Annotated in this window: 18 protein-coding genes and 1 pseudogene; 6 read left to right on the top strand and 13 right to left on the bottom strand. The window is 71.3% G+C overall.

Going from position 1 to position 17,011, the window contains the following annotated elements; all coding sequences use genetic code 11:
* Window positions 1-14 precede the first annotated feature (14 nt).
* Window positions 15-353: an RNA polymerase-binding protein RbpA gene (locus ACWF62_RS08715; RefSeq protein ID WP_378507164.1), complete on the top strand. Its 339-nt coding sequence runs from the start codon at window positions 15-17 to the stop codon at window positions 351-353.
* Window positions 354-415: 62 nt separating this feature from the next.
* Here the strand turns inward: ACWF62_RS08715 and ACWF62_RS08710 are convergent, their stop codons facing one another.
* The 5 genes from ACWF62_RS08710 to ACWF62_RS08690 form a co-directional block, all read right to left on the bottom strand.
* Window positions 416-1,192: a polyprenol monophosphomannose synthase gene (locus ACWF62_RS08710; protein WP_378507163.1), complete on the bottom strand. Its 777-nt coding sequence runs from the start codon at window positions 1,190-1,192 to the stop codon at window positions 416-418.
* Window positions 1,189-2,871, bottom strand: a complete 1,683-nt coding sequence (gene lnt, locus ACWF62_RS08705) for an apolipoprotein N-acyltransferase (protein ID WP_378507162.1) — start codon at window positions 2,869-2,871, stop codon at window positions 1,189-1,191. The genes ACWF62_RS08710 and lnt overlap by 4 nt, the downstream gene beginning before the upstream one ends.
* Window positions 2,861-4,438 (bottom strand): amidohydrolase, encoded by a 1,578-nt coding sequence (locus ACWF62_RS08700; protein ID WP_452629845.1) that lies wholly within the window; start codon window positions 4,436-4,438, stop codon window positions 2,861-2,863. The genes lnt and ACWF62_RS08700 overlap by 11 nt, the downstream gene beginning before the upstream one ends.
* A gap of 6 nt (window positions 4,439-4,444) precedes the next feature.
* On the bottom strand, window positions 4,445-5,005 hold the full coding sequence (locus ACWF62_RS08695) for an FxsA family protein (RefSeq protein WP_452629844.1): 561 nt from the start codon (window positions 5,003-5,005) through the stop codon (window positions 4,445-4,447).
* Between the two features lie 187 nt (window positions 5,006-5,192).
* The gene (locus ACWF62_RS08690) at window positions 5,193-5,552 is read right to left on the bottom strand and encodes an Rv2640c family ArsR-like transcriptional regulator (RefSeq protein WP_378507159.1); all 360 of its coding nucleotides are present in this window, start codon (window positions 5,550-5,552) and stop codon (window positions 5,193-5,195) included.
* A gap of 94 nt (window positions 5,553-5,646) precedes the next feature.
* Between ACWF62_RS08690 and ACWF62_RS08685 the strand changes: the two genes are divergently transcribed.
* Window positions 5,647-6,141 carry an ArsI/CadI family heavy metal resistance metalloenzyme gene (locus ACWF62_RS08685; RefSeq protein ID WP_378507158.1) on the top strand — a complete coding sequence of 165 codons (495 nt, stop codon included), beginning with the start codon at window positions 5,647-5,649 and terminating at the stop codon, window positions 6,139-6,141.
* Between the two features lie 23 nt (window positions 6,142-6,164).
* On the opposite strand, the pseudogene ACWF62_RS08680 reads toward ACWF62_RS08685, so the two are convergent.
* From ACWF62_RS08680 to ACWF62_RS08645, 8 genes and pseudogenes are all read right to left on the bottom strand, one after another.
* Window positions 6,165-6,554: pseudogene (locus ACWF62_RS08680) on the bottom strand (arsenate reductase ArsC); the annotation flags it as partial.
* A gap of 4 nt (window positions 6,555-6,558) precedes the next feature.
* Window positions 6,559-7,659, bottom strand: coding sequence for an ACR3 family arsenite efflux transporter (arsB, locus tag ACWF62_RS08675; protein ID WP_452629843.1), 1,101 nt, complete (start codon window positions 7,657-7,659; stop codon window positions 6,559-6,561).
* Window positions 7,656-8,045 (bottom strand): ArsR/SmtB family transcription factor, encoded by a 390-nt coding sequence (locus tag ACWF62_RS08670; protein WP_452629842.1) that lies wholly within the window; start codon window positions 8,043-8,045, stop codon window positions 7,656-7,658. The genes arsB and ACWF62_RS08670 overlap by 4 nt, the downstream gene beginning before the upstream one ends.
* 61 nt (window positions 8,046-8,106) lie before the next feature.
* Window positions 8,107-9,186 (bottom strand): hypothetical protein, encoded by a 1,080-nt coding sequence (locus ACWF62_RS08665; protein WP_452629841.1) that lies wholly within the window; start codon window positions 9,184-9,186, stop codon window positions 8,107-8,109.
* Between the two features lie 498 nt (window positions 9,187-9,684).
* Window positions 9,685-10,467: an alpha/beta hydrolase gene (locus ACWF62_RS08660; protein WP_452629839.1), complete on the bottom strand. Its 783-nt coding sequence runs from the start codon at window positions 10,465-10,467 to the stop codon at window positions 9,685-9,687.
* A 210-nt stretch (window positions 10,468-10,677) separates the two neighbouring features.
* The gene (locus ACWF62_RS08655) at window positions 10,678-11,289 is read right to left on the bottom strand and encodes an AAA family ATPase (protein WP_452629838.1); all 612 of its coding nucleotides are present in this window, start codon (window positions 11,287-11,289) and stop codon (window positions 10,678-10,680) included.
* A 49-nt stretch (window positions 11,290-11,338) separates the two neighbouring features.
* Window positions 11,339-12,187, bottom strand: coding sequence for a trypsin-like serine protease (locus ACWF62_RS08650; RefSeq protein ID WP_452629837.1), 849 nt, complete (start codon window positions 12,185-12,187; stop codon window positions 11,339-11,341).
* Between the two features lie 85 nt (window positions 12,188-12,272).
* The gene (locus ACWF62_RS08645; protein WP_452629836.1) at window positions 12,273-13,358 is read right to left on the bottom strand and encodes a heparan-alpha-glucosaminide N-acetyltransferase domain-containing protein; all 1,086 of its coding nucleotides are present in this window, start codon (window positions 13,356-13,358) and stop codon (window positions 12,273-12,275) included.
* A gap of 100 nt (window positions 13,359-13,458) precedes the next feature.
* On the opposite strand from ACWF62_RS08645, the gene ACWF62_RS08640 reads away from it, so the two are divergent.
* From ACWF62_RS08640 to ACWF62_RS08625, 4 genes are all read left to right on the top strand, one after another.
* Window positions 13,459-14,130, top strand: coding sequence for a response regulator transcription factor (locus tag ACWF62_RS08640; RefSeq protein WP_378507282.1), 672 nt, complete (start codon window positions 13,459-13,461; stop codon window positions 14,128-14,130).
* Window positions 14,131-14,134: 4 nt separating this feature from the next.
* The gene (locus ACWF62_RS08635; protein ID WP_452629834.1) at window positions 14,135-15,286 is read left to right on the top strand and encodes a sensor histidine kinase; all 1,152 of its coding nucleotides are present in this window, start codon (window positions 14,135-14,137) and stop codon (window positions 15,284-15,286) included.
* A gap of 197 nt (window positions 15,287-15,483) precedes the next feature.
* A complete protein-coding gene (locus tag ACWF62_RS08630) occupies window positions 15,484-16,548 on the top strand; it encodes a site-specific integrase (RefSeq protein ID WP_378507281.1) in 1,065 nt (354 codons plus the stop codon).
* Between the two features lie 139 nt (window positions 16,549-16,687).
* Window positions 16,688-16,987, top strand: coding sequence for a hypothetical protein (locus ACWF62_RS08625; RefSeq protein WP_378507149.1), 300 nt, complete (start codon window positions 16,688-16,690; stop codon window positions 16,985-16,987).
* The last annotated feature ends 24 nt before the right edge of the window (window positions 16,988-17,011 follow it).

Here is a 17,011-nt window from a genome sequence, read left to right as displayed (position 1 = left end):
GAGGAATCACCACCATGGCAGATCGCGTACTTCGGGGCAGCCGTCTCGGTGCGGTGAGCTACGAGACCGACCGTGATCACGATCTCGCGCCCCGACGGATCGCCCGGTACCGCTGCGACAACGGCGAGGAGTTTGACGTCCCGTTCGCCGACGAGGCCGAAATCCCCGGCACCTGGCTGTGCAAGAACGGGCTGGAGGGCACCCTCCTCGAGGGTGCAGCGCCCGAGGCGAAGAAGGTCAAGCCGCCGCGCACCCACTGGGACATGCTGCTCGAGCGCCGCTCCATCGAGGAGCTGGACGAGCTGCTCAAGGAGCGCCTGGAACTCCTGAAGACCAAGCGCCGCGGCGCGTAGCGGACATCGACGAGAACGGCCCCGGAGGGTGATCCTCCGGGGCCGTTTCTGTCCGCTGCGGCCTACCTGCCGACCAGGGCGCGCAGCTTGCGCCACCGGTTGGTCATGCCCCAGCCGAGGACCTTCGTGAACGCCTCGGTGATGATGTTGCCGGACATCTTCGATTCGCCGAGCTCCCGCTCGGTGAACGTGATCGGCACCTCGACCATCGTGAACCCGGCCTGCAGTGCCCGCCACCCCATGTCGATCTGGAAGCAGTAGCCCGCGGACTCGATGGCGCCGAGGTCGAGGGTCTCGAGGACGGTGCGCCGGTAGGCCCGGTAGCCGCCGGTGATGTCCTTGATCTTCACGCCGAGCGCGAGCTGGGAGTAGATGTTGCCGCCGCGGGAGAGGATCTCGCGGCGCTTGGGCCAGTTGACGACGCTGCCGCCGGGCACGTACCGCGAGCCCGCGACGACGTCGGCGCCCGCGTCGATCTTGTCGAGCAGGCGGTGCAGCTGTTCGGGGGCGTGGCTGCCGTCGGCGTCCATCTCGACGATCACCTGGTAGTCCCGTTCGAGGGCCCACCGGAAGCCAGCGATGTATGCGGCGCCGAGACCGTTCTTCTCGGTGCGGTGCATGACGTGGATGCGCCCGGCGGTGTCGTCGGCGGCAAGCTTGTCGGCGATGTCGCCGGTGCCGTCGGGGCTGCCGTCGTCGGCGACGAGGACATGGGTGCCGGGCAGCGCCGCGTGCAGCCGCCCGATGATCAGTGCGATGTTCTCCCGCTCGTTGTACGTCGGGATGATCACCAGGGTGTGGGAGCTCGGCGTGTCCCCGGTCGGCGTGCCCGCGCTCATTCGATCCTCTCCCCCAGCCGAGGCTGGTTCTTTCCGTGAACATCCACACCGTCAGTTGAGGGTGCGGCCTGCCGCGCCCGCCTCTGCGCTGCGGAGTGCAGCGCGGCGGCGAGCAGGGCCAGGGCGGCGCCGACGCACAGAGCGAACTCCGGGATCGGGCCGAACCGAGTAGCCAGCGTAGTGGAGTCGCGCAGCGGAACCTGCGCCACCAGGGTCGTCGGGGTGAAAAGTGATGAAGATTCCTGCACGGTTCCGTCGGGGCCGACGATCGCGCTGACGCCGGAGGTTGCGGCGACGACAACGGTCCGGCCGTGCTCGACCGCCCGCAGCCGCGACATCGCGAGCTGCTGGTAGGTCATCTCCGTGTCCCCGAACGTGGCGTTGTTGGTGGGGACGGCGATGAGCTGGGCGCCGCCCCGCACGGCCTCGGTCAGGGCCCGGTCGAAGGCGACCTCGTAGCAGGTGGCGACGCCGACCGGGATGGTGGTCGGCTCCCCCGACCCCCGGCCGGTGGTCACCTGCACGACGCCGTCCCCGTCGCCGGGGACGAAGTTGCCCGCGCGGTCGGCGTACTCGGAGAAGTGCCGGAAGAAGTCGCGGTACGGCAGGTACTCGCCGAACGGTTGGATGATCTTCTTGTCGTGTCGGTCGCCGGGGCCGGTGGCGGGGTCCCAGACGATGACCGAGTTGGTGGTGGTGCCGTCGCCGTTGACGAGCACTGTGCCGACGAGGATGGGGGCGCCGACGGCGCGGGCGGCGGCGGTGATCGCGGCGGCGGCATCACGATTGCGGAGGGGGTCGATGTCGGAGGCGTTCTCCGGCCAGATGACGATGTCCGGCCGGGGCACGTCCCCGGCGTCGACGTCGGTGGCGAGGTCGAGTGTCTCGGCGACGTGGTTGTCGAGGACGGCGCGGCGCTGCGCGTTGAAGTCGAGGCCGAGGCGTGGGACGCCGCCCTGGATGGCGGCGACGGTGATCGTGCCGGTGTCGGTGAGGTCGCTGTCCGCGGCGTCCATGCCCGGCAGGGTCGGCGACAGCGCGGCCGCGAGGACCGGGGCGATCAGGGTGAGCGCGGCGGCCGGTGCCCAGCGTCGCGGCGTTCCGGTCAGCCCGGCGACCAGGGCGGCAAGGCCGGTACCGGTCAGCGCGACCGCGAAACTGACCAGCGGCGCCCCACCGATGCTCGCGAGGGACAGCAGCAGGCCCTCGGACTGGCCGAACGCCAGCCGGCCCCAGGGGAATCCGCCGAACGGCACCGATGACCGCAGCCATTCGGTCATCGACCAGGTGCAGGCGATCCACAGCGGCGCGAGCGGCAGCCGTGCGACCGTGACCGCGAGCGCACCGAACAGCCCGACGAACAGCGCCTCGACGGCGGACAGCGCAAGCCACGGCACCGGGCCGACGTACACGCCGATCCACGGCAGCAGGGGCAGCAGGAACCCGAGCCCGGCGAGGTAGCCGTACCCGAACCCGGCCCGCATCCGGCGCGGGCCGCTCCCCCATCCGGTGAGGACGAGGACGAGCAGCCCGATGCCGACCGGGGCCAGGAACCACAGCGGCCGCGGCGGGAAGCTCGCGAACAGCAGCAGCCCGGCGACGACCGCGGCGACGGAATCCCGCAGGATCGGCGCCGCCCGCCGCAGCAGGCCGGGCGCCGCGTCGACGTCAGCGCTCATGGATGGTGACGCCGCGGTGCACGGTGCGCAGGCACACCGGGTTCGGGGCGTCGTCGTCGAGCCGCGGCATCGCGGGCACCCGGGACCGCGGGTCGGTCGACCACCGTTGCACCGTGTCCTTCGCCGCGGTGACGACCAGGTCGCCCGCCTCCCACACCGCGTACGAGGCGGGGGCGCCGGGAACCAGGGTGCCTGCCAGCCCGTCCCGCACGCCGCCGGCCCGCCACGCACCGCGGGTGGCCGCGGCGTACGCGGCACGCGGCGAGATGCCGGCGCCCTCGGTGCGGTGGTGGGCAGCCGCGCGCAGCGAGTCCCACGGGTTCAGCGGCGTGACCGGGGCATCGGAGCCGATCGCGAGCGACACCCCGGCCGCGGCCATCGCCGCGTACGGGTTCATCGCGGCCGCGCGGTCGGCGCCGAGCGCGCGGGCATACATGCCGTCCGGTCCGCCCCACTGGGCGTCGAATCCGGGCTGGACGCTGGCAACGACACCCCACGCGGCGAGCTTCGCGGACTGCTCGGCGTCGATCATCTCGACGTGTTCGAGGCGGTGCCCGCAGGACGCGACCGCGGGCCCGCCGAGTTCGGCGACGACCCGCTCGATGCCCGCGACGGCGGCGGCGACGGCGGCATCGCCGATGACGTGGAATCCGGCCTGGATCCCGGCCTCGGTGCAGGACCGCACGTGCGCGGCGATCGCGTCGACGTCGAGGTGGGCGGTGCCGGTGTGCGGCCGGTCGGCGTACGGCTGCGACAGCCACGCGGTGCGGGAGCCGATCGCGCCGTCGACGAACAGGTCGCCGCCGAGGGCGTGCGCCCCGGTCTCGGCGATCATCGCCCGCGCTTCGTCGGGGCTGGTGACGGCCTGCCCCCAGTAGGCGCGGACCTGCACGCCGTGGTCGGTGGCGAGCAGTTCGGCGAGGTCGGCTCGGCCCGCGATGTCGGGCCCGGCGCATTCATGGACCGCGACGATGCCGTAGGAGGCGGCCCGGTCCAGGGCGGCGGCCCGGGCGGCGGCCCGTTGCCCCGCGGTGAGCAGGTCGCGGGCGGCGGCCCGGACCCGATGGTGCTCGTCCGCGGTGACGGGCGTCTCGCCGGGGACGCGGGCGGCGCTGCGCAGCGGCGTCGAGCAGGCGGCGGAGTGCGCGTCGATCCGGGACAGGTAGACGGCGCGGCCGGGGGCGGCGGCGTCGAGTTCGGCGGTGGTCGGTCCGCGGTCGGCGTCGGGCCAGCCGGTCTCGTCCCAGCCCTGCCCCCAGATGACGGCGTCGTCGTGCTCGGCGGCGTGGGCCCGCAGCAGGTCGAGGCATTCGCGCAGGGACCGGGCGCCCGCCACGTCCAACCCGGTCAGGGTGAGACCGAGGGCGGTGGTGTGGACGTGCGTGTCGACGAAGCCGGGGGCGACGAACGCGCCGTCGAGGTCGACGATCTCCGCGTCCGGGTGCAGGGCCCGCCCGGGCCGGTCCTCACCGACCCAGACGACGGTGCCGTCGGTGACCGCCATGGACGTCGCATCCGGTGCCGACGGGCTGTAGATGCGGCCGCCGACCAACAGTTGGGTACTCACGGGTTCTCAGTGTGCCCGCCCGCCCGTTCCGGGGTGTCGACGGGGATCGGGAAGGACCACCTCGCCCTCGATCGCGAGCGGGTCGGTGATCCGGGTCGGGCTGTCGGCGCCGTGGTCGACCACGACGTCCTCCACGATCACGCCGTCGACGACGGTGGTGCGGCGGGTGCGGGCATACATCCCGGCGCCCGCGGCGCCACCGGCGGTGGCCATCGCGAGCCTGCGCCCACCGAGCAGCACCGCAAGCGGGCGCAGTGCCCACCGCGTCGGCGGCATCAGCATCAGCAGCCCGAGGACGCCCGTGACCAGGCCGGGCACGACAAGCAGCACGGTGCCCGCGGTGACAAGGGCGCCGTCGGCGACCGCGCCGCCGACCGCGGCGGTGTCCTGGCCGGCGTCCCGGAACTGCGCGAGCACCCGGCGGAACTGCGAGCGGACCAGCCACAGGCCGACGGCCCAGATCGCGAGGAACAGCAGAATGGTCCAGCCGACGCCGATGGCGCTGCCGATCCAGACCACCGCCGCGACCTCGACGACGAGGTACAGCACGAACAGCGCGGGGATCATGTCGGTCCTTTCGATGGAAGCGCCCGTCACGGGAGGCTCTCGTCCTGTCAACGTCCGAGACGCCCGATTTTCTCCCGGGCCGGGGACGGAAGACGTCACACGCGAGTTGGTTGTTTTCCCGTGATTCGGCGCCGGATCGGTGGGGAAACGACCAACTCGCGAGCGGCGGGCGCCGCCGATCCCCCGGTCAGGCGCAGCAGTGCGGGTCGAGGACCAGGCGCAGGGCGTCGAGGGAGTCGGCGCGGGGGCGGTGGAAGACGTTCATGCCGCGCCGCTCGGACTCGACCATGCCTGCCCGCTTGAGCTGGCCGAGGTGGTGGCTGACGGTGGACTCGGCGAGGCCGACGCCTGCGGCGAGGTCGCACGTGCACACCTCGCCGTCGGCGGCGGTCAGCAGGATCGACATCAGCTTGATGCGGACCGGATCGGCGAGCGCCTTGAGGCGCAGTGCCAGGTGCAGGGCGTCGTCGTCGCTGATCGGCGCGGCGGACACCGGTGCGCAGCAGATCGGTGCGCTGACGTCGATGACCGGCAGGGCTTTCGGCATGACGCCGATCCTACCTAGGCTCTTGACTTATGTCGAAAAGGTGGCGCACTCTGTAGTCGGAACACTTCGACATATATAGAAAAGGTAGGCGGTCATGTCACGCGCACAACTCGCACTCAACGTCGACGACCTGCAGGAGGCGGTCACGTTCTACTCGAAACTGTTCGGCACCGCACCCGCGAAGCTGAAGCCCGGGTACGCGAACTTCGCGATCGCCGAGCCCCCGCTCAAACTCGTGCTGCTCGAGAACCCCGGTAAGGGCGGCACGATCAACCACCTCGGGGTGGAGGTCGAATCGTCGGAGCGGGTGCACGCGGAGATCGCGCGGCTGACCGAGGAGGGACTGTTCACCGACGAGGAGATCGGCACCACCTGTTGCTTCGCCACCCAGGACAAGGTGTGGGTCACCGGCCCCGCCGGTGAACGGTGGGAGGTCTACACCGTCCTCGCCGACTCGGACACCTTCGGCACCAGCCCGGCGCATCTCGACGGCCCGCGCGGCGCCGACGGGGGCGTCTGCTGCGGCACCGGCGCGCCCGCGGACGAGCGTGTGGACGAGGACGCGGCGGCAGGACGCGGCTGCTGCTGAACGCCGGTGACCGGCTGCACGGTCAGTTCCGCGACAAGGGCCTCGACCCTGCCCCGGATCGCGTCGCGGATCGGCCGCACCGCCTCGACACCCTGCCCCGCCGGGTCGTCGAGGGTCCAGTCCCGGTAGGACCTGCCGGGGAACACCGGGCAGGTGTCGCCGCACCCCATCGTGATCACCACGTCCGACGCCTCGACGGCGTCGGCGGTCAGGATCTTCGGGTTCTCGGCGGAGATGTCGATGCCGACCTCGGCCATCGCCTGCACGGCGGCCGGGTTGACCCGATCCGCGGGCGCGCTGCCCGCGGACCGGACCTCGATGCGGTCGCCGGCCAGCGCGGCGAGGAAACCGGCGGCCATCTGGGAGCGGCCGGCGTTGTGGACGCAGACGAACAGCACGGACGGTGTTGCCATCGGGTCAGGACTCCTTCACCGGCGCCGCGGCGCCGATCGTCGGTGCCGGTGCAGCGAAACGCCGACGCAGGGCGAGTGAGACGTACACCAGCGCGACCAGGACGGGCACCTCGATCAGCGGCCCGACCACCCCGGCCAGGGCCTGCCCCGACGTGGCGCCGTAGGTGGCGATCGCGACGGCGATCGCGAGTTCGAAGTTGTTGCCCGCCGCGGTGAACGCGAGGGTGGTGGTGCGCTCGTACCCGAGACCCATCGCCGCGCCGAGCAGGTAGCCGCCGCCCCACATGACCGCGAAGTACGCCAGCAGCGGGATCGCGATCCGGACCACGTCCACCGGGTTGGAGGTGATCTGCTCGCCCTGCAGGGCGAACAGGATCACGATCGTGAACAGCAGCCCGTACAGCGCCCACGGCCCGATCCGCGGCAGGAACGTCGACTCGTACCACTCGCGGCCCCTGGCCTTCTCCCCGTAGCGGCGGGTCACGAACCCGGCGAGCAGCGGGATGCCGAGGAAGATCAGCACCGACTTCGCGATCTGCCACGGTGAGGCGTCGATCGTGGTCTGCTCCAGACCCAGCCAGCCGGGCAGGACCGAGAGGTAGAACCAGCCAAGGACCGCGAACATGATCACCTGGAACACCGAGTTGATCGCGACCAGGACGGCCGCGGCCTCGCGGTCCCCGCAGGCGAGGTCGTTCCAGATGATCACCATGGCGATGCAGCGGGCCAGGCCGACGATGATCAGCCCGGTCCGGTACTCGGGCAGGTCCGCGAGGAAGATCCAGGCGAGCGCGAACATCAGGGCCGGGCCGAGGACCCAGTTGAGCGCGAGCGATCCGATCAGGAGCCTGCGGTCGCCGGTGACGGTGTCGAGGCGGTCGTAGCGGACCTTCGCGAGCACCGGGTACATCATGATCAGCAGGCCGAGGGCGATCGGCAGGGAGATGCCGTCGATCTCCACGGCGGACAGGACGTCGCCGAGGCCGGGGATTCCCCTGCCGAGCAGCAGTCCGGCAACCATCGCGACGCCGATCCATACCGGCAGGAACCGGTCCAGGGTCGAGAGCTTGCCAACAACAGCGGGGTGGGCGGTGGTATCGGTCACCGGGATGCCTCCGCGGACCCGCAGGCCGAGCCAGCGACGACGCCGGACTCGGAGGACAGCACGGCCGACAACTGCGCGAGCGCGGACGGGATCACCCGGTAGTACACCCAGGTCCCGCGTCGCTCGCAGTCGAGCAGGCTGGCCTCACGCAGCACCTTCAGGTGGTGGGAGATGGTCGGCTGGGACAGGTCGAACGCGGGCGAGATGTCGCAGACGCAGGCCTCTCCCCTCTCGTGGCTGGCGATCAGGCTCAGCATTCGCAGCCGCACCGGATCCCCGAGTGCCTTGAACATTCGGGCCAAGTCCCCGGCCCAGTCCTCGGTCAGGGGCTCGCTCGTCAGCGGTGAGCAGCAGAGCTCGCCGCCCGAACCATTGTATATCGACATACATCAATATTGACAGACGTCGAATCAGTGTTCAACGTGCGGGTGACCACTACCCCGGGGATCACCCGGCTGCCCGGTCGCGGTCACCGGTCGGTTTCCGCGGAGCGGCGGTCGCTGCGCGAAGGTCAGCCAGCTGCTCGCGGAGCGCGGACTCCGCGGTCCGCGCCTGCCCGGCGTCGACGCGGGACTGCTCGAGTTCGTCGCGGAGCGTGTCGACCCGGTGCCGGGCATCGGCGGCGGCGCCGCGTTCGTGCTCGACGGACTGCTCGAGCCGCGCGATGGTGGTGGCTGCGGCCGCGGCGGCCTTCTCGGCCGCCGACCGCAGTTCGACGATGCGCTGTTCCGACACCGCCGTGACCTGAGCGAGGTGTCGCGCGGCGGTCTCGCCGTCCTCGGCGGCCCGCTGCCGGGCGGTGTCGGCGGCCAGTTCGGCGGTCGCGGCCCGCTGGTGTGCCGCCTCCGCCCGCCCGTCGGACTCGCGCAGCCGGATGCGCAGCGCCTCGACCTCCGCCGCTGCCGCGGCAAGTCGGGAATCCCGGTCCTCCTCGAGCGCCACGATCTGCTCGGTGGTCTCCCCCAGTCGGATCCGGTGTGCCCGTTCGAGATCGTCGACGACGCCGCGGTGGTCGGTCGTCAGCCGGTCGACCTCGGCCCGGTGGTCGGCCAGCGCGGCGGCCAGTTCGGCATCGACCGCCTCCACCGCGGCGTCCGCATTGGTTCGATCGTCGAGGGCGGTCTCGTGCCGGGCACGCAGGTCCTTCAGTTCGGTCTCGTAGGCCGCCTTCGTCTGCGCGAGTTCGATGCCCGCGCGGTGCAGGGCGCCGTCGATCGCCGCCGGATCGGTCAGCCGGTCGACCGCCGCGGTGATCTGGCGAGCGGCGAGCGTGAACTGGTCGAGCGCGGTGCCGGTGACCGTCCGCAGATCCGTCAGCGTGCGTTCGAGGGACCCGACCACCTCGTCGGGCGCCGCGGACGAGGTGGCGTCGATGTCTCCCTGCTGGTCGCGGGTCTTCTGGCGGGCGCGAAACGCGCGGACCCGGTCGGCGTCGCTGGCGTACTTGCGTGGGCGCCCCGGCCGCGCGCGAGGCGCGCTTCCGTCGTCTCCGGGTGCGGGTTCCGGCGCGGTGCCATCCTCGATCATGTTTCGTAACATTACACGACACGTTACGTAACGGAGGTGGTAATGAAACGCGAGATCCTAATCGTCATAATCCCCCCTTATGGTGAGTTAGAAATCCGGCCCGGATCCGCTCCGAACCAGGCGTGATCCTGCCCTCGACGGGGGTGGCGGGCGACCCTGTGGCCCGCGAAGCCGGGATGCGAAAACTGGGATGGCCGCGGCGCCGGACCGGGAACTGCGGCATCGACACGGAGGACGCCTGTTGACGCGCGTCAACAGGCGGGGTGTTTCGCCGCCCTCGCGGCGGCCCGGCAGGATGGCGTCCTGCGCGAGCGACACTGGACCCCCGGGGGCCTCGGTCAAAACGTCACTGTGACGGCAGATGTCTTGGCAACCGCGTCGTCTCACCCCGGCATCGGCGCACGGTTCAGCGCCGGAAGCCGCGTCCCGCTCCGGCCCTGACCGGCAAAAACGCGGTGGCGGTGCCCGGCACAACGCCGGACACCGCCACCGGTGACGTCAGCTCGCTGCCGGGCCTGCGCCCCGGCCGAGGTGTCGGACGAAGAGCGGCGCCGAGCAGGTGCGTTCGGGGTCGGGCACCTGATGGTGTCCACCCGAGTACGCGTGGAGGGTCTTGTCCGTCGATTCGAAGGCGTCGAACAACGCCACAGCGGCCGCACGGTCGATGCCCTCGGCGTCCCACGGAATCCAGCATTCGACCGGGACCGTGACCTTCCGCCCCGCCTCGATCAGTGCGTCGTCCACGAACACCGCCCCGAGGCTGAGTGCCGCGATCCGGGAGTCGGCCGCCGCCAGCAGCATCCCGGTCACGGCCCCCAGCATGACGCCGCCGTAGCCGACCGGCGCCTCGGGACCGATCTCCGGCAGTGCCTGCAGGGCGTCGAGGGTCGCCCGCCATTCCGGTACCGCACGCTCGGCGACCGACCGGTTGAAATCGACAACGATCGGCGCGATCGGCTCGGATGCCGCCCGGGCCCGGTGGATCGCGTCGACCCACTGCTGGTCCCGTGCGTTGCGGGGGCGGTCGCCGTGCCCGGGTGCGTCGATGGCGGCGACGGTGAATCCGTGGGTGGTCACGCCGTGGAGTGCGGCGGCCACCAATCCCGGCGCCTTCTTGTGCATGCCGCCGCCGTGCCCCGACAGCAGCAGCGGTGCACCCGCGGTCCCGGCCGCCGGTGACCAGAGCACACCGGTGATGTCGCCGAGGGTGAAGTGTCGTTCGACGACGCCGTCCGCGGTCGTCCCCCACGTGACGTGCAGGTTCTCAGAGGTGAAGTGCATGGTGTTGCCTTTCGGGAGTGCCTCGTTTCGGGCGCTCCCGGCGACACCTACGTCGTTCGCCGAACCGTGAACACGAGTGGGAGCACCCACATGGTTACTGCGGTCATGGGTCTCACCTCCTGGCGTGATGTCACGGTCCCGCGCACGCTATCAACCCCGACGGAGGGGCGTCCACACAATTTCCGAGCGTGCGGGCAGGCGCGGAGGCCCTCACATCCTGATATGGCGGATCCCGACCGCCACCCGCCGGAGCCGGGAGCGGGCGCCGCTCAGGCGGGCGTGCGCGAGGTCCAGACCGGCGCGGGCCGCGATCTCCTCAACGACGTCGTCGACGGCTCGACCATCGGTCCCGACGTGTTCGTCGAAGCGCTCGGTCGCGAGTGCCCGAACGCAGCGAGGAATCTGGCGCATCGCCCAGGTGTCCTGGCGCCCGGTGGCACGGCCAAGCCAGTAGTCGCCGCGCGCCCGCAGCCTGCGGCGGAGGGTGTCCGGTGCAGCGACGAGGGCGAAGTGCCTGACCTCGACGTTCCTGTCGGAGAGTCCGGCCATGATCTCGTCGAAGTAGTCCGGATGCACGAGGGTCATCGGAACGAGGACGGGTCCGTCGTGGGCGGCCACCGCGTCGGTGAGCGTCTCGATCACCGCCGATCTCCACTGGGGTCGGTCCTGGAAGTCGCCCCGCGCCCCAGCGGGCAGCATCTTGTGGATCGCGAACCCGATGAGCTCGGGGTCGGCGACCAGCGAGTTCGGCAGGCGGCGATGCAGCTCGAACGCAGTCTGTGTCTTGCCCGCACCGAACGCACCGTTGATCCAGATGAGCATCGTGCCGAGTGTAGCGATATGCGTGCCGGGACAATCGACGCTGCGCCGGCTATCCCGCGTCGGACTTGCCGCGCCCGCGCAGGACCATGACCGACGCGCCGATCGCCACCAGCATGCCGCCACCACCGCCGACCAGCCAGGCCGCGTTGAGGTCACCGCCGCCGGACGTGCCCGCATCGGCGCCCTGCCTGCCGCCGATGGTCTCCATCACCCAGTCGTATTGCTCGGCGACGACCGCATACGCGGCAACATCGGACATCCCGTCCTTGTCGTCCCCCAGGGAGGCCGACAGCGTGCCGACCACCTTTCCGTCCACGAAAAGCGGGCCGCCGGAATCACCCGGCTGCGTCTTGCCGCCGTTGTGGGTGTCGACGTTGATCATCTGCTTGCCCTCGAACAGCGACATGTCCAAGAGTTCCGTGATCTCCCCCTCCGCGACCGGTAGCTTCGTTGTCTTGCCGCTGCCGTCCGGCGACCAGCCGTACAGCCGTGCGGCACCCAACCCGGGCACCGTGTCCGACACCGTCGGGTAGCTGGCCAACCCCATGTCCTCGACGGTGTGCAGCAGCGCGATGTCCCCCGCAGGGGCGGCCTCCCAGTGATCCACCTGCACCCGGCGCTGCTGGTCGCCCTGGCCCAACCGGATGCTGCCGCCCGGGGTCGGGAAGGGCTCGATGCAGTGCCGGGCGGTGAGCACCCAGTGCGGCGCGATCGCGGTGCCGGTGCAGTCGCCGTCGAGCGAACCGGTGTCGGAGATCTGCGCGGACACCACCGCAGCGGACTCGGCGTTGTCCTCGGCGAAGGTGTCGCTGTGCAGGGCGTGCGCCGTTCCCGCCGGCCCCATCGCCGCGAGCGCGAACCCGGCGGCACCGGCGGCGAACATACGGGAGGTGAACATGTTGATCCTTTCCATGGGCCGCGCATTCGGCGCGGCCACGAGTCCGTAGCGGAATGTGATTGCGAGGGCGGATGTCGGTGGCGCGCTACCCGCGCGCGAGTGCGGGGCGTGGCGGCAACGTGCGGTCGGCGGCGCGCGCGCAGCAGCGCGTCATCACCCACTCGCACGGCCCCTGCCGGAACCAGAGCGAAAGCAGGGTCGAACCGGCAAGCGCCGCCACGATGGTGGTCCACCCCAGCACCGGCAGCGATGCGGGTGCGCTCGGGGTCGAGAACGGTCCGGCGGAGACGAGGTGGGCCACGTACACCGTGAGCGACATCGAGCCCATCGCCTGCAGCGGCCGCGTCCAGCTCACCGGCCCGCGGCACACCAGCAGGCACAGCGCCAGCGCCGCGAGCGCCCCGGCGGCGACGGTGACGGTATCGAGCAGTCCCCCGCTGTGCGGGGCTGGGTCGACGAGGGCAACGCCGATGAGCCCGTTGCGATCCCGGGCGGCCCGCGTGGCCTCGTAGTCGATCGCACCGTTGCGCAGTGCCGCACCGGCGATCGCGATGGCGGCGCCGACGACGAGCGTCCACACCTGCGCCGTGGTGGAACCGAGAAGATGGCGGTACGTCAGGATGCCGGCCACGGTCAGTGCCGCCCACACGGTCACCGGGTACGGCGGCAGCAGAGGGACGGGCAGCGCCGTGACACTGGCCACCGCGTGGATGACGGCCGAGGCCGCGACCAGCCACGCCGCAAGCACCACAAGCGTTCTGGTGCGCCACCGCGGCGCGCAGGCCAGTGCGATGTAGCAGATGCCGATGGTCTGCAGCACCACGAAGATCGTGCCCGATACCGGGGCCACCAGTTGTTGGAGCGCGATCAACAGCACGCCGCGCACCATCAGGGCGTGGCGGCTGCCTGCGAGTTCGTCACCACCCGAACGGATGCCGCGGTCGGCCATGATCGCCAGCGAGACACCCGACAGCACGGCGAACAGTGCCGACGGGAATCCGAGGAATAGCCGCCCCCACGCGCCCTCCGGCGGCATGAGATGGGACACGATCATGCCGATGAGGGCGAGGGCGCGCGCAACATCGACGGCCACGATGCGCGCGCGACCGCCGCCGCCGGCTGTCGGCGGTGACTGTGCCGCGGCGGCGGCGAACGACTGGGTATCGAGCATGTGCACAACGCTACGAACGGCGGTGTTGTCATAGTGTTAAAGGACGTCCGCTGCGACCAGCAGCCGCCGGGCTGGGCGGCCACCGTATCGAGGAGTCACCATTCGCGTCCTGGTTGTCGAAGACGAGCCCTATCTGGCGCAGGCGATCGCCACCGGCCTGCGACGTGTGTCGATGGCGGTGGACGTCAGCGGCGACGGCGCCGAGGCCCTCGACCTGATCGCGTTGACCGACTACGACGTCGTGGTGTTGGATCGCGACCTGCCGACGGTGCACGGTGACGACGTCTGCAGGCACATCGCCGCCACCCACCCGGAGGTCCGTGTCCTGATGCTGACCGCCGCGCACGCGCTGGCCGAACGTGTCGAGGGTTTCGAGATCGGTGCCGACGACTATCTCGTGAAGCCGTTCGAGTTTCCCGAGCTGGTGGTGCGCCTGCGCGCGTTGGAGCGGCGCAGCCAGCCCGCGCGGGCACCCATTCTGGACGCCAACGGGGTGCGCCTGGATCCGCTGCGGCACGAGGTGTGGCGCGATGGTGAGCCGGTGCGGCTGAGCCGCAAAGAGTTTGCGGTGCTGCACACCCTGATGAAGGCCGCCGGTGACGTGCTGTCGGCGGAGACCCTGCTGGCGAAGGCGTGGGACGCGAACGCCGATCCGTTCACGGCGTCGCCGCGGGTCACCATCTCCCATTTGCGCAAGCGGCTCGGCAAACCGTGGGTGATTCAGACGGTGGTCGGCGTTGGCTACCGTTTCGGGGCGGCAGAGGAGGACTGACGCCGTGCATGTCCATGGTTTCGCCGCGGCCGCGCCGCAGACGCCGATCGGCCGGGCCCGCCGGTTGACCATTCGCGCCCGGCTCACCCTCACCTATGCCGCTCTGGTGACGGCCGTGGGCGCGGCGCTGATCGCGATCGTCTACCTATTCATGTACGTCATGTCGGTCAACTTTCGGTTGGCGGTGCCGGCGACCCCCGACGGCGTTCTCGAGGTGGATGTCCCGCTCACGGCGATGACGAACTTCCTGGACACCATGCTCGTCACCTCGATCGTCACGCTGGCCATCCTGGCCTTGGCCTCCGCGGCCGTTGGCTGGTACGTGGCGGGGCGGATGCTCGCTCCGCTGGCCGCGTTGAACGCGGCCGCGACCCGCGCCGCCGCCGGCGATCTGAGTCAGCAGCTCGCGCTGAGCGGCCCGCGTGACGAGCTGCGCGACCTGGCCGATACGTTCGATCGGATGCTGACCGCTCTCGCCGAGTCGATGGACTCGCACCGCCGTTTCGCGGCGAACGCGTCGCACGAGCTGCGCACGCCGCTCGCCGCGACACAGACGATGATCGACGTTGCGCTCGCGGACCCGCGGGCCACCGCGGCGGAACTGCGGACGCTCGCCGAACGCATCCGGGACATCAATCGGACGAACGCCGACACCGTGACCGCGCTGCTCGAGTTGGCCAAGTCGCAGTCCGGTCTGCTGACACGCGAGGAGGTCGATGTGACCGCCCTCGTGCGCGACAGCCTGACGGTGGTTGCGCCCGAGGCCGCCGCGGTAGGGGTTGCCCTACCGCCGCCCCCGTCGCGGCCTGCGACGGTGAACGGCGACCGGGTGCTGCTGCGGCAGGCCGTGATCAATCTGCTCCGCAACGGGATTCGGCACAACAGGCCCGGCGGTGCCGTGCAACTGGGGTGCGAGGTCGATGCGGCGGCGGTACGCATCCTGGTGCGCAATGACGGCCCACCGGTGCCGGCCGAGCTGCTGGCAACGCTGACCGAGCCGTTCGTGCGCGGCAGCGGCCGCGCCCGCACGAACGACCGCGGCCACGGGCTGGGGCTGGCGCTCGTGGCGGCGGTGGCCAGGGCGCACGCCGGCGAGTTGACCCTCACCGCGAATCCCGGCGGTGGCTTGACCGCGCTGTTGCAGGTGCCGCGCTAGCCTGCGCCCTGACCCGCCCCGCCGCGGCGGACGCACGCGCCGCCACGATGTCCCCGGCGGACCGTATCGTCACGGAGGTGGCAACCGCGGCGGGACCGGAGAAGAGGAACGAGATGGGCGATGTCGGTGAGTGGCCCGCGCGGGCGGGCGCCCTGCCCGCCCCGGTGACCCCGGTCCCCGAGGACGTCGCGGCGGCGATGCACCGGCTCCGGTTCGAGTCGGTGTCCGCGAACACCCGCGCCGCGCAGATCAGCGACTGGACGATCTTCACCCGCTGGTGCGAGCGGGTCGGGCAGCGGCCGCTCCCGGCCACCCCGGACCTGCTCGGGTGGTTCCTCACCGAGAAGTCGGCGGAGGTGCGTCCGGACGGGCGTCCCGCATACGCGCCGTCGACGATGACGCGGTGGGTGGCATCGATCAACACGATCCACTCGCTGGCCGGGCACCCCAAGCCGGGGCAGGCCGCGGCCGTCCGCGAGATCCTGCGCGGCATCGCCCGCACCCGGGCAACGCCACCCGCACGACGGGAACCGCTGCTGACCGACGACGTTCGGGTGATCGTCGAACAGATGCGCACCCGGGCCTCGGCGGCGGCGTGGCCGGATCGGGTTGCCGAACGCCGGGATTCGGCGTTGCTGCTGATCGGGTTGACCGGGGCGATGCGACGCTCCGAACTCGCCGGACTGCTGGTGTCCGACGCCCGACCGCACCGCGCAGACGGGCTTTACGTGACGATCCGCCGGTCGAAGACCGACCAGGCCGCGGCCGGGCGCACCGTGACCCTCCCCTACGGGGCCTCGCCGGTGACCTGCCCGGTCTGCGCGTACTGGCGGTGGCGGGAGGTCGTCGACGCCTGGGACGGCGGGGGCAGGCCCGCGGTCGCGGCGCTGCTGTCCGGCCCGGAGGACGGGCACCCCGAGCACCGGTGCCGGGGGGTCTCCGGATCCCCGGACTCGGAGCCGCGGCCGCTGTTCCGGCGGGTGCACCGCACCGGCGGGCTCGGCGCCACCGCGCTGTCGGGGCAGGCGATCGCGTCGATGATCCAACGCCGCGCCAGGCAGGCGGGCTACGCGGAGGAGTTTGTCGCGATGCTCGGCGGGCACAGCCTGCGGGCCGGGTTCGTCACCCAGGCCGTCCGCAATGCGGCCTCCGCCGAGCAGATCATGACGCAGAGCGGGCACACCGACCAGCGGATGATCGCCCTCTACTCCCGGCAACACGCCGGCCTGCACGGCAACGCGGTCACCGCGCTCGGCCTCTGACCGGCCGCCGCCCGACTCTCACGGAGTTCTCATTCGCCGGCAATCAATCCCCCACGCTCTCCCCCTAGCCTTGAGGGCATAGAGGTTCCGGGAATCGAATCCCACTGGGAACCAGGATGTTTCGAGGATGGGAGATGTCATGTCGAGCATTCGGAGGGCTGGTCGGGAGCGGCGATGCATCACAACGACGACCGCCGAGCTGCGCAGCAGGGGCCTCGCCGTGATCGTCGCCGCCGAGCCGCAGTGCGGTGAGGTCCTCGTCACCGAACCCGGCCGCGGATGGATGGCGTCCGTCCTTCCCGGCGCAACGCCCGACGACGAGGCCGATGTCCTGCTGTTCGCGACCGAACCGGCACAGCAGTGGACCGAGGACTACCGAGCCTGGGCCGCCGCGATGGAGTCCCTGCTGAGCCGGGGAGCGGCGGGCGAGGCGGCATGACCCGGCGGCAACCGGCGTCACCCG

The sequence above is a fragment of the Rhodococcus sp. NPDC054953 genome, assembly GCF_053609225.1.
Note: the sequence above shows the minus strand (reverse complement) of the source record. Positions and strands in the feature narration are given on the sequence as shown.